Here is a 13,016-nt window from a genome sequence, read left to right on the forward strand (position 1 = left end):
GCAGAATGGAAGCAATCGATGTGCCAGACGATGTGGCCATGGTGGGCACACTCCCAGGAGCCGAATTTGCACCGCGCTGGAAGGGGATAGTCTTGCCGGAGACCGTCGCATTTGACCGCTCGCCGGGGCGATCTGGCGCGAAAACGGGCTTCTGCCCAACTCTTGTGCGACGCACAATCAACAGGCGAATCGACATTCAAGAAATGAGCGGTCAGCAAACTTTTGATGCAATTATAGGCGTGATTATTTTTTCATCATAGTCGATAAGGTGCTGGTCCTATTTATATTTCTTGCGATGGCTGGTTTGGCACGGAGCTTGAATTAGAGGTTTCGACGCCATCGACGCCGTCACCGAGCAATCATTCAAATCGTGACACCGCCGAAAACGGGGGCTTCCCCGAGCGTGCAACTTTACGCCTCCGCGTCAGGCCGTGTCCCGCTTCCTAGCGAAAGGGACTATTTCCAATGAAGGAAGGCAATCCGACGTGGATTTCTGACTGGCGCCCCGAAGATGAGGCGTTCTGGAATGCGGGCGGCAAGGTCGTCGCCCGGCGTAACCTGATCTGGTCGATCGTCGCCGAGCATATCGGCTTTTCCGTCTGGCTGATCTGGAGCATCGTCGCGACCAAGCTGCCGCAGGCGGGCTTCCACTACTCGACCGACGAGCTGTTTCAGCTCGTGGCGGTGCCGGGACTGATCGGCTCCCTGATGCGCTTTCCCTACACCTTCGCGGTCACGACCTTCGGTGGTCGCAACTGGACCATTTTCAGTGCGGCCGTGCTGTTCATTCCGACGCTGACGCTTGCCTATTTCGTCGGTCAGCCCGAAACGCCGTTCTGGCTGATGCTGCTGATTGCTTCGACCGCCGGCCTCGGTGGCGGCAATTTCGCGTCCAGCATGACCAACATCTCCTTCTTCTTCCCTGACCGGATGAAGGGTTGGGCGCTCGGCCTCAACGCGGCCGGCGGCAACATCGGCGTCTCCAGCGTGCAGCTGCTCACGCCGATCCTGATGACGCTCGCCGTCATCAACCTGTTCCAGGCAGCGCCGGTCGGCGGCGTTTATCTCCAGAATGCCGGCCTGATGTGGGTGTTGCCAATCGCGATCGCGGTGTTCGGCGCCGTGTTCTTCATGAACAACCTCACCTCGGCGAAGTCGTCGATCAAGAACCAGCTTGCCATCGTCAAGCGCAAGCACACCTGGATCATGGCCTTCATCTATGTCGGAACGTTCGGCTCCTTCATCGGCTACTCCGCCGCGTTTCCGCTGCTGATCAAGACCCAGTTTCCGACGGTGACGATCTCGATCGCATTCCTCGGGCCGCTGGTCGGCTCGTTGTCGCGGCCGCTCGGCGGTTGGCTTGCCGACAGGCTCGGCGGCTCCATCATCACCTTCTGGAATTTCATCGCGATGGCGGCGGCCACGATCGGCGTGCTCTACTTCGTCGGCCAGAAGGATTTCACCGGCTTCCTGTCGATGTTCCTGATCCTGTTCTTGACGACAGGCATCGGCAACGGATCGACCTACCGCATGATCCCCTCGATCTTCCGCGAAGAAAACCTGTTCAAGGTGCGCGGCAAGGGCGATGCGGCGCGCGCGCTGGCGCTGAAGACGGCGAGCATCGAGAGCGGTGCGGCTGTCGGCTTCATCGGCGCGATCGGTGCCGTCGGCGGTTATCTGATCCCGAGCAGCTTCGGCAAGTCGATCGCTGCGACCGGCGGTCCGCAGCTCGCGCTGGCCATTTTCCTCGCGTTCTACGCCCTCTGTCTCGCCTTGACCTGGTGGTTCTACCTGCGTCGCAGCCCGCAGAGTGAAGGCGCGCCAAGCCTCGCCGAAGCGCGCGTGTGAGCGAGACGAAAACAGCCTCTCCCCGTACGCGGGGGGAGGTCGCTCTGATGACGTTTGACCCATGAACCTTTTCCGCAACGGCGCGGACGAAGGCAGACCGAAACAGACAGGACAACATCATGACTCCCCAGCAGATCGCCCTCGTGCAGCAGAGTTTTTCCAAGGTCGCACCGATTTCAGAAGCAGCCTCCCAGCTGTTCTACGATCGCTTGTTCGAGGTTGCCCCGTCCGTGCGCGCGATGTTTCCGCAAGACATGACCGAGCAGCGCAAGAAGCTGATGGGCATGCTCGCTGCCGTGGTCGGTGGCCTGTCAAATCTCGAAGCGATTCTTCCCGCGGCCTCCGCGCTCGCCAAGCGTCACGTCGCTTACGGCGCCAAGGCCGAGCACTATCCCGTGGTCGGCGCGGCCTTGCTCTGGACCCTGGAGAAGGGCCTTGGCGATGCCTGGACGCCCGAACTCGCCACCGCCTGGACCGACGTCTATGGCGTGCTGTCCGGCTACATGATTTCCGAGGCCTACGGCCCACAGGCGCAGGCCGCCGAATAGGAGATGTCTTGTGAGTGAACCCCTCGTCATCGTCGGTAACGGTATGGCGGCCGCGCGTCTGGTCGATGAACTCGCCAAGACCGCACTCGGCCGCTACGCGGTTGCCGTTATCGGCGATGAACCGCGGCTCGCTTACAACAGGGTGCTGCTCTCATCCGTGCTGGCCGGCGAGACCGGCTCGCACGAGATCGAGCTCCGGCCGGCGGATTGGTGGCGCCACCGCGGCGTCACGGTACGCTATGGCTATCGCGTCACCGAGATCGACACCGGCCGCCGCGAGCTCAAGATCGAAGGTGAGGAGAGCGTGGAATATTCCAAGCTCGTGCTCGCCACCGGATCGACCCCGCTGCGGCTCAACGTGCCGGGCGCCGATCTCTCCGGCGTCCATACCTTCCGCGACAGCCGCGACGTCGACCTGCTGCTGACGCTCGCTGCCGCCAGGAAGCGCGTCGTTGTGGTCGGCGGCGGTCTGCTCGGGCTCGAGGCGGCCTATGGCCTTGCCAAGGCCGGCGCGCCGGTAACTCTGCTGCATCTGATGGATCGGCTGATGGAGCGCCAGCTCGATCTGCCGGCCGCCGACCTGCTCAAGACACTGGTCGAACGCAAGGGCATCCGAATCCTGCTCAACGCTTCGACTGCGCGGATTCACGGCGAGGGCCATGTCGAAGCCGTCGAACTCGCCGACGGCAGCCGCATCGAAGCCGACGCTGTAATCTTCGCCGCCGGCATCAAACCCAACGTGGCGCTTGCCAGGGACGCCGGCATCGCGGTCAACCGTGGCATCGTCGTCAACGACGTGATGCAGACGGCTTCGCCCGATATCTTCGCGCTCGGCGAATGTGCCGAGCATCGCGGCACCTGCTATGGCCTGGTCGAGCCCGCCTATGAGCAGGCGCGCGTACTGGCCCGGCATCTTGCTGGCCGTCCCGTCGCGTATCAAGGCAGTGTCGTCTCGACCAATCTGAAGGTGTCCGGCGTCAGCGTGTTCTCAGCCGGCGACTTCATGGGCGGGGACGGCAGCGAGAGCCTCGTCCTTACCGATCGCAGGCGCGGCACCTACAAGAAACTCGTCATTGCCGATGGCCGGCTCACCGGGGCCGTGCTGATCGGCGATACCGTCGATGCGCTCTGGTATCTCGAGCTGATCCGCAATCGCGAGAAGGTCGCGGCGATCCGCACCGACATGATGTTCGGTCGTGCGCTGGCGCATCCTTCCAGGGCGGCTTGATAAGGCAGTTTGAAATGACGGCAGTCGATCCCACGCTCCGCGCGACCAGAACGACCTGTCCCTATTGCGGCGTCGGCTGCGGCGTGCTGGCGACGCCCGACGGCAAGGGCGGGGCGGCGATCGCGGGCGACCCCGATCATCCCGCCAATTTCGGCCGGCTCTGCTCCAAGGGTTCCGCGCTCGGCGAGACGGTCGGGCTGGAAAGCCGTCTGCTGTATCCGATGATCCGCTGCAAGGGCGTGCTGGAACGCGTCGCCTGGAGCGATGCGCTCGACCATGTCGCTCACCGCATGCAGCACATCGTGGCGCGCGACGGTGCCGATGCGGTTGCGTTCTATCTCTCCGGCCAGCTCCTGACCGAAGACTATTACGTCGCCAACAAGCTGTTGAAGGGCTTTGTCGGCACCGCCAACGTCGATACCAATTCGCGGCTCTGCATGTCGTCCTCGGTCGCCGGCCATCGCCGCGCCTTCGGCGCCGACACCGTGCCCGGCTGCTACGAGGATCTCGACCAGGCCGATCTGCTCGTCTTTGTCGGTTCGAACGCGGCCTGGTGCCATCCGGTGCTGTTCCAGCGCATGCTGAAGAATAGGCAGGAGCGTGGTGCGCGCATGATCGTGATCGATCCGCGCCGCACCGACACCGCGAGCGACGTCGATCTGTTCCTCGGCCTCAGGCCCGGCGCCGACACCGCGCTGTTCTCCGGCCTGTTGGTCCATCTCGCCGACAACGGCGCACTCGATCGGGACTACATCGCACGGAACACGTCGGGCTTCGATGATGCGCTGGCGCGCGCACGCAACATCGCCGGCAGTGTCGCCGCCGCCGCGCTGGCCACGGGCCTCTCCGAGCGGGACGTGGCCACCTTCTTCAAGATGTTCCGTGACACCGAGAAGGTGGTCACGCTCTATTCGCAAGGGGTCAACCAGTCGGCGCAGGGCACCGACAAGGTCAACGCGATCCTGAACTGCCATCTTGCGACGGGGCGCATGGGCAAGGTGGGCGCCTCGCCATTCTCGCTGACTGGCCAGCCCAACGCGATGGGTGGCCGCGAGGTCGGCGGGCTCGCCAACATGCTGGCCGCGCATATGGGATTCACGCCGCCCGACATCGATCGTGTTCGGCGGTTTTGGAAGGCGCCGCGCATCGCCACCCATGAGGGGTTGAAGGCGGTGCAGCTGTTCGAGGCGATCAACCGCGGCGAGGTCAGGGCGCTGTGGGTGATGGGCACCAATCCCGCGGTGTCGCTGCCCGACGCGGACATGGTCCGTGATGCCCTGAAGAAGCTCGAGCTGTTCGTGGTCTCCGAGAACGTGCTCTCCAACGACACGATCGAGGCCGGCCCGCATGTGCTGTTGCCCGCGCTCGCCTGGGGCGAAAAGTCGGGCACCGTGACCAACTCCGAGCGTCGCATCTCGCGCCAGCGCTCCTTTTTGCCGGCGCCAGGTGAGGCGCGCCCTGATTGGTGGATCCTCAGCGAGACCGCCAAGCGTCTCGGCTTCGGCGATAGTTTCAACTACAAATCCGCTGCTGAGATCTTCCGCGAGCACGCCGCGCTCTCGGCCTACGAGAACGACGGCAGCCGGGACTTCGACATCGGCGCGCTGACATCGCTGTCCGACGAAGCCTTCGACGCCTTGAAGCCGGTGCAGTGGCCCGCGCGCGAAGGCGAGGCGCCGGGCGAGCGCTTCTTTGCGAGCGGCGGCTTCTACACCAATGACGGCAAGGGCCGCTTCGTCGTGCCCGAGGTGCCGTTGCTGCGCAGCGAGACCGGCGCTTCGCGCCCCTTGCGGCTCAACACCGGACGGATCCGCGACCAGTGGCACACCATGACGCGCACGGGCCTGAGCCAGCGGCTGGGTGCGCATCTGCCCGAACCCTTCGTCGAGATCCACCCTGACGATGCCGGCAAGTTCGGTATCGTCCACGACGGCTACGCCCGCATCACGACCGACTATGGTCAGTGCATCCTGAAGGTCGTCGTCAGCGAAGGCCAACAGCGCGGCGTGTTGTTCGTGCCGATCCACTGGAGTGCGATGAACAGCTCGCACGGCCGCGTCGGCGCGCTGGTGCAATCCTTCACCGATCCGTTCTCGGGCCAGCCGGAGTCGAAGGCGACGCCGGCGGCGATCGCTCCTTACGAATTCGTCTTCCGCGGCTTCGCGCTGTCGCGCAAGCAGCTCGACCTGCCGCAAAACCTGTTGTGGACCCGCGTCACGGTCACCGGCGGGTTCGGCTATCTCTTCGCTGACAATGCGGATCTTTCGCGCTGGCCGGCCTGGCTCGATGGCGTCTCCGGCGAGGATATTGCCGAATATCGCGATTTTGGCGGCGGCGTCTATCGCGCTGCTTCGTTTGCGGGCGACCGCATCGAGACCTGCCTGTTCGTCGGCCCCGGGCATGATGCCGGCGACTGGGAGGTGGTGAAGAGCCTGTTCGCGGCCGACCACGTCACCGACGAGCAGCGCCGTATGCTGCTGTCGGGCAAGTCCAGCGAAGGCGCGGCGTCGACCGGTCCGATCGTCTGCGCCTGCTTCGGCGTCGGCCGCGGCACCATCTGCGACACCATCGCGGGCGGCGCGCGCACCGCCGCCGAGATCGGCGCAAAACTCAAGGCCGGCACCAATTGCGGCTCCTGCATTCCCGAGCTGAAGCGGCTGATCGCGACGGTCGAGGCGGCGCCTGCGAAGCAGGCGAAGCTCGCGGGCGCGGCGAGCTAAAACTCCGATCTAGCAATCGGGCTCGTGCCCCGGACGCTGCGCAGCACGAAGTGATGCGCTGCAGAGCCGGGGCCCATCCAACCGTGGGGTGTTTTGCATTTCTGGATCCCGGCTCTGCGCAGCAGCGTTTCACGCTGCAGCGCGTCCGGGACACAAGAGTGGCGTGGCGCAGGCCATACCCGCGCCAATCGACGCGCCCGCGATTGTGCCCTATGGTGTCGCGCGCTGCCCTCAGCATCCACAAAAACCACGATGTACCTACACCGCCGCGTCTGATCGAAACATCAGCGGATTGAACTCTTGGGCGCGATGGCGGTTGTGTGAGCCAAGAGTGGCATTGGAGCCAAACATGAACACAAAATCCTTCGGCAAGACCGGTGCCAACGTCTCTGTGATCGGGCAGGGCACCTGGTATCTCGATCACGGTGATCGCAAGCGCGCGATCGCCGCCCTGCAGCGCGGGCTCGATCTCGGCATGATCCATATCGACACTGCCGAGATGTATGGCGATGCCGAGCTCGTCATTGCCGATGCCATCGCCGGCCGCCGCGACGAGGTGTTCCTCGTCTCGAAAGTTCTGCCGAGCAATGCCTCGCGGCGCGGCACGATCACGGCCTGCGAGCGCTCGCTGAAGCGGCTGAAGACTGACAGTCTCGATTGCTATCTGCTGCATTGGCGCGGATCGTATGCGCTCGAAGATACCGTGGCCGCGTTCGAGGAACTGGTGACATCGGGCAAGATCAAGTCCTGGGGAGTTTCCAATTTCGATGCCGACGATCTCGACGAGATCCTCGATGTATCAGGCGAGGGGAAGATTGCCTGCAATCAAGTGCTCTATCATCTCAAGGAGCGTGCGATAGAGCATGCGGTGATCCCGTGGTGCGAGCGCCACGGCGTTGCGGTGGTCGCCTATTCGCCGTTCGGACACGATGATTTTCCCGACGACCGCAGCAAGGGCGGTGCCGTGCTGGCGCGCATCGCGGAGGCGCGTCGGGCGACGCCGCGTCAGGTCGCGCTGAGCTTCCTCACCCGTGCGACGACGGTGTTCGCGATCCCGAAGGCGTCGTCCGCGGAACATGCCGGCGAAAATGCGGCCTCCGGCGATCTGGTGCTGACGAAAGAAGAGATTTCGGCGCTGGATGCGGCGTTTCCGCGCGGTCCGAAGCCGCGCAGCCTGCCCATGCTGTAGTGCACAACGTGCAACATTAATGGAGCCTTGACGCGCGCGGACGTGAGCGCATATCGGCATCCTGTTTTCGGAAGTTGTGAACGCGGTGCATTTGTCGTTTTTTACCCGTGTTCTCGATTCGCCTTTTGCCGGGTTCCTACAGTGACACCGCCGCCCGCCGCAGCCGCAAGGCTCGACAGTATTCCCATGTCCATGCCGGAGAAGAAGCTGGAGGCTCGCCGCGCGCTCGCGCGCGTCGATCATCCCTTCAAGGGCATTGCATTGGTATTGCTGTCGACGGTGTTCCTCGGCACCTCCGACGTCACCGCGAAATATCTGTCGACCAGCTTGCCCTCGATCGAGATCACCTGGATTCGCTTCGTCGTCTTCGCAATGATGTTCACGCCGGTGATGCTGCCGGGATCGCCGCTGCATGCGATGCGCACCGAGCGCCTTGGCCTGCAATTGATGCGCGGTGCCGCGCTGCTCGGCTCCTCCCTGTTCTTCATCACGGGCTTGCGCTTTCTCCCCATCGCCGAAGCCTCCGCCACCGGCTTCGTCTCGCCGCTGTTCGTGACCGCGCTGTCGATCATCTTCCTGAGCGAGAAGGTCGGCATGCGCCGCTGGATCGCGACCGCGATCGGCCTCATCGGCGTCATGATCATTCTGCGGCCGGGCTCGAGCGCTTTTCACGCCGCCGCGTTCTTCCCGATCATCTCGGCATTCTGCTGGGCCGCCGCGCTGATCCTGACGCGCATGATGAGCGGCCGTGAAGCCGTGCTCACCACCATGGCCTATTCCGCGCTGACGGGCGTTGCGATTCTGTCCATGATGGTTCCCTTCGTCTGGGTCGCGCCGAGCTGGACCGCGATCGGACTCGGCATCGTGATCGGCGTAGCCTCCACTGTCGGCCAATGGATCATCGTGCTGGCGTATCGTTACGGCGACGCTTCGGTGCTGGCGCCGTTCTCCTACACGCAGCTGCTGTGGGTCAGCATCCTGGGCTTCTTCCTGTTCGGCGAGGTGCCTGACGTCTGGACCGTCACGGGCGCGGCCTTCATCGTGGCTAGCGGCCTCTACATTGCCCATCGCGAGCGCGTCCGCCGGGCCCAGCTCCTGGTGCTGGAAGAGCGTTCCCCGAACCCCTGACGCAAGTCAGCGCGTCCCACTTCGTGCTATCAACGGCTCCGACAGGATGGGGAGGACCCGGATGCGCGCTGCGATTTTCAGGAACGGTGAGATCGTCGTCGACCAGATGGCGGAGCCGAAGCCCGGCCCCGGCCAGGTGCTGGTCAAGACGCTCGCCTGCGGCATCTGCGGTTCCGACCTGCATGCGCGCCAGCATGCGCCGCGGATGGTGGAGATGGCGAAGAAGACCGGACGAACGCCGATGGATCTGTCACGCGACGTCGTCTTCGGTCACGAGTTCTGCTGCGAGATTATCGACTATGGCCCCGGTACCGCGCGCAAGCTCAAGCCGGGCACGCATGTGTGCTCGCTGCCCGCACTGCTGATGCCTGATGGCATCAAGGGCATCGGCTACTCCAACGAGTTCGTCGGCGGCTATGCGGAGCAGATGCTGCTCAGCGAGCCGCTGCTGCTGGAGGTGCCTGATGGCCTCGCGCCGGAACATGCCGCGCTGACCGAGCCATTGGCCGTCGGCGTTCATGCCGTGGCCAAAGCCAACATCAGCGGCGGCGAGGTGCCGCTTGTGATCGGCTGCGGCCCGGTCGGGCTCGCGGTGATCGCCGCGCTGAAGATCAAAGGCCTGCATCCGATCGTCGCCGCCGACTACTCGCCGGCGCGGCGCGTGCTCGCCGCAAAGCTCGGCGCCGACATCGTCGTCGACCCCAAGGTGTCGCAGCCCTACGCGACCTGGGCCGAGCACGCGCAGATGTCGGAGACGGAGAAGGCGGCGCGGCCGCCGTTCCAGGCCATGCTGCCGGCATTGAAGCCAGCGATCGTCTTTGAATGCGTCGGCGTGCCCGGCCTGTTGCAGCAGGTGTTCGAGGGCGCGCCGCGCGACGCCAAGATCGTCGTGGTCGGCGTCTGCATGGAGAGCGACAGAAACGAGCCGATGCTCGGCATCATGAAGGAGCTCAACGTCCAGTACGTGCTCGGCTACACGCCGGAGGAGTTCGCGGCCTCGCTGCGCCTGATCGCGGAAGGAGAGGTGGATGCGGCGGCCATGGTGACCGCGGAAGTCGGCCTTGACGGAGTCGCAAAGGCGTTCGCCGATCTCGCCAAGCCTGAAGCCCACACCAAGATCATCGTGCAGCCCTGGCGCTAGAGCACCGTCATTGCGAGGAGCTCTTGCGACGAAGCAATCCAGACTGTTGCCGCGGAGAGACTCTGGATTGCTTCGCTACGCTCGCAATGACGGGGAGAGACAGCTAGTCTAGACCGGCAGAGCGATCGAATATTTCACCTGGCTCAGCGCAAAGCTCGACTCGATCGAGGCGATGCCGTCGAGCCGGGTCAGCTTGGTCTTGAGGAAGGTCTCGTAGGAGGCGAGGTCGGCGGCGACGACTCTCAGCAGATAGTCGCGGTTGCCGGTCATCAGATAGCACTCCAGCACCTCGTCCCATTTCGAGATCGCGCGGGCAAAGCGGTTGAGGTCCTCCTCCTTCTGCCGCGCCAGCTTGATCGAGATGAACACGCTGACATGCAGTCCGAGCGCCTTCTGGTCGACCGTTGCGATGTAACGCGAGATCACGCCGCGCTCCTCCAGCAGCTTGACCCGGCGATGGCAGGGCGAGACCGAGAGCCCGACCTTATCAGCGAGCTCCTGCATGGTCATCCGGCTGTCAGTCTGGAGATGGCCGAGAATCTTGCGGTCGATGGCGTCGAGTTCGGACATTGGGATGGAACCTGTTATGGGCGCTAAATGTTGGTAAATTATCCCAATTACGGCCGGTATGGCGCGAAAAATTGAGAAGTTTGACGTTTCCGGCAGGCGTATGCTCGACCTTATTTTCCGGAGCATCGCCATGCCCGTCGATTCCACGCGTCTCGAAATCCTGACCGCTCTCAGCCGCAAGGCGCTGTGGCTGTCGTCGTGGACCATCCACCACGCCAACCACATCCGCCCGAACGCCGATGGCCTCAAGGTCGGCGGCCACCAGGCCTCCTCGGCCTCGCTCGCCACCATCATGTCGGCGCTGTACTTCCATGTGCTGCGTCCGGAGGACCGCGTCGCGGTGAAGCCGCATGCGAGCCCGGTGTTCCACGCCATTCAGTATCTGTTCGGCCGGCAGAGCCGCGAGAAGCTGGAGAATTTCCGCGGCTTCAAGGGCGCGCAGTCCTATCCCTCGCGCACCAAGGATGTCGACGATGTCGATTTCTCCACCGGCTCGGTCGGCCTCGGCGTCGCGCAGACGCTGTTCGCCTCGCTGGTGCAGGATTACGTCAAGGCGCACGGCTGGATGAAGGACCGTCGCGAGGGACGGATGATCGCCCTCGTCGGCGATGCCGAGATGGACGAGGGCAACATCTTCGAGGCGCTCGCCGAGGGCTGGAAGCACGGCCTGCGCAACACCTGGTGGGTGGTCGATTACAACAGGCAGTCGCTCGATGCCGTCGTGCGCGAAGGGCTCTGGGAAAAGTTCGAGACCATGTTCCGCAATTTCGGCTGGGACGTCGTCATCGTGAAATATGGCCGGCTGATGCGCGAGGCCTTTGCCGAACCCGGCGGCGAGGCCTTGAAGCGCTGGATCGACAATTGCCCGAACGCGCTCTACGCCGCGCTGTGTTTTCAGGGCGGTGCCGCCTTCCGCAAGCATCTGCATGACGAGATCGGCGATCAGGGCCCGATCACCAAGCTGATCGACCAGCGCAGTGACGAGGAATTGCTGGCGCTGATGTCGAATCTCGGCGGCCACGACATGGCGAGCATGGTCGAGGCGTTCGAGTCCGTCGACCACGATCGCCCGGTCTGCTTCATCGCCTACACCATCAAGGGCGTCGGCCTGCCGTTCCAGGGCCACAAGGACAACCACGCCGGCCTGATGACCGTCGCACAAATGGAGAAATATCGCGAGAGCCAGAACATCCGGCCCGGCCATGAATGGGACAAGTATGAGGGCCTCACGCAGAGCGCCGCCGAGCTCGATGCGTTCCTGGCGCGCGTGCCGTTCAACCAGGATGGCCGCCGGCTGACCGCGCCCGTCGTCGAGGTGCCTACGCCGCTCGCCTTCAAGCCGTCGCCGCAGATGTCGACCCAGCAGGGCTTTGGCCTCGTGCTGAACGAGATCGCGCGCGGCGACAGCGAGCTCGCCAGACGCATCGTCACGACCTCGCCCGACGTCACCGTCTCGACCAATCTCGGCCCCTGGGTGAACCGGCGCGGCCTGTTCGCCAGCGCCGAGAAGGCCGATCTATTCCGCAGCGAGAAAATTCCATCCACCTACAACTGGGACGCCTCGCCCAAGGGCCAGCACCTCGAGCTCGGCATTGCCGAGATGAACCTCTTCATCATGCTCTCTGCGCTCGGCCTGTCGCACCAGATCAACGGCGCGCGGCTGTTGCCGGTCGGCACGCTCTACGATCCCTTCATCGAGCGCGGCCTGGATGCGCTGAACTACGCCTGCTACCAGGATGCGCGCTTCATGGTGGCGGCGACGCCCTCGGGCATCACGCTCGCGCCGGAAGGCGGCGCGCATCAATCGATCGCGACGCCCTTGATCGGCATGGCGCAGGACGGGCTCGCCTCGTTCGAGCCGGCCTTCGTCGACGAGCTCGCCGTCATCATGGGGTGGGGTTTTGAGCACATGCAGCGCGATCCGGGCGAGGGCGGCTCGGTTTATCTGCGGCTCTCGACGCGCAGCATCGAGCAGGCGCAGCGGATCATGACGCCGGAACTTCAGCAGGGCATCACCGACGGCGCTTATTGGCTGCGCAAGCCGGGTCCCAATGCCGAAGTCGTGATCGCCTATACCGGGGCGGTCGCGCCCGAGGCGATCGAGGCGACCGGCTTCATCGGCGAGGACAGGCGCGACATTGGCCTGCTCGCCATCACGTCGGCCGACCGCCTCCATGCGGGTTGGACCGCCGCACGGAAATTGCGGCGCGATCGGCGCGGCGTGCAGCATCTCAGCCACATCGAAAGACTGCTGGCGCCGCTGCCGCGCGATTGCGGCATCGTGACGGTGGTCGACGGCCATCCGTCCGCGCTCGGCTGGCTCGGCAGCGTCCGCGGCCATCGCGTCGAGGCGCTTGGCGTCGAGCAGTTCGGCCAGACCGGCAGCATCGCCGACCTTTATCGCCACTACGGCATCGATGCGAATGCGATCATCGATGCGGCGGAAAGCCTCACCACCGGCGCGCCGGTGCTGCATCGAAAGATGGCGGTGTAGTCGGGGTAACTGGCCCCGTCATTCGGGGGCCACGCGTAGCGTCGAGCTATGGTGCGCAATTGCGCACCTGAGAATCCGTTGGGCCTCAGTACAGGTGGTGAAATGGATCCGGGCTCGCGGCTTTGCCGCGTCCCGGAATGACATCTGCGG

10 protein-coding genes are annotated in these 13,016 nt (G+C 64.3%); 9 read left to right on the forward strand and 1 reads right to left on the reverse strand.

Annotated elements, in window-relative coordinates; translation table 11 throughout:
• The first annotated feature begins 5 nt into the window (after window positions 1-5).
• The 8 genes from XH88_RS20780 to XH88_RS20815 all read left to right on the forward strand — a co-directional run bounded on the left by XH88_RS20780 (window position 6) and on the right by XH88_RS20815 (window position 9,802).
• Window positions 6-260 (forward strand): hypothetical protein, encoded by a 255-nt coding sequence (locus XH88_RS20780; RefSeq protein WP_271670105.1) that lies wholly within the window; start codon window positions 6-8, stop codon window positions 258-260.
• A gap of 205 nt (window positions 261-465) precedes the next feature.
• On the forward strand, window positions 466-1,848 hold the full coding sequence (locus tag XH88_RS20785; RefSeq protein WP_271670106.1) for an MFS transporter: 1,383 nt from the start codon (window positions 466-468) through the stop codon (window positions 1,846-1,848).
• A gap of 119 nt (window positions 1,849-1,967) precedes the next feature.
• On the forward strand, window positions 1,968-2,396 hold the full coding sequence (locus XH88_RS20790) for a globin family protein (RefSeq protein WP_271670107.1): 429 nt from the start codon (window positions 1,968-1,970) through the stop codon (window positions 2,394-2,396).
• A gap of 10 nt (window positions 2,397-2,406) precedes the next feature.
• Window positions 2,407-3,624 (forward strand): NAD(P)/FAD-dependent oxidoreductase, encoded by a 1,218-nt coding sequence (locus tag XH88_RS20795; protein WP_271670108.1) that lies wholly within the window; start codon window positions 2,407-2,409, stop codon window positions 3,622-3,624.
• Between the two features lie 14 nt (window positions 3,625-3,638).
• The gene (locus tag XH88_RS20800; protein ID WP_271670109.1) at window positions 3,639-6,344 is read left to right on the forward strand and encodes a nitrate reductase; all 2,706 of its coding nucleotides are present in this window, start codon (window positions 3,639-3,641) and stop codon (window positions 6,342-6,344) included.
• 349 nt (window positions 6,345-6,693) lie between these two features.
• Window positions 6,694-7,533, forward strand: coding sequence for an aldo/keto reductase (locus tag XH88_RS20805; protein WP_271670110.1), 840 nt, complete (start codon window positions 6,694-6,696; stop codon window positions 7,531-7,533).
• 186 nt (window positions 7,534-7,719) lie between these two features.
• Window positions 7,720-8,661 (forward strand): DMT family transporter, encoded by a 942-nt coding sequence (locus XH88_RS20810; protein WP_271670403.1) that lies wholly within the window; start codon window positions 7,720-7,722, stop codon window positions 8,659-8,661.
• Window positions 8,662-8,722: 61 nt separating this feature from the next.
• A complete protein-coding gene (locus tag XH88_RS20815; RefSeq protein ID WP_271670111.1) occupies window positions 8,723-9,802 on the forward strand; it encodes a zinc-binding dehydrogenase in 1,080 nt (359 codons plus the stop codon).
• 108 nt (window positions 9,803-9,910) lie between these two features.
• Here the strand turns inward: XH88_RS20815 and XH88_RS20820 are convergent, their stop codons facing one another.
• Window positions 9,911-10,372 (reverse strand): Lrp/AsnC family transcriptional regulator, encoded by a 462-nt coding sequence (locus XH88_RS20820; RefSeq protein WP_271670112.1) that lies wholly within the window; start codon window positions 10,370-10,372, stop codon window positions 9,911-9,913.
• A gap of 130 nt (window positions 10,373-10,502) precedes the next feature.
• Here XH88_RS20820 and XH88_RS20825 point away from each other — a divergent pair, with 130 nt between their 5' ends.
• Window positions 10,503-12,866, forward strand: a complete 2,364-nt coding sequence (locus XH88_RS20825) for a transketolase (RefSeq protein ID WP_271670113.1) — start codon at window positions 10,503-10,505, stop codon at window positions 12,864-12,866.
• Window positions 12,867-13,016: the final 150 nt, after the last annotated feature.

Origin of the sequence: Bradyrhizobium sp. CCBAU 51627 (genome assembly GCF_028128765.1) — a bacterium.
Lineage (GTDB): Bacteria > Pseudomonadota > Alphaproteobacteria > Rhizobiales > Xanthobacteraceae > Bradyrhizobium.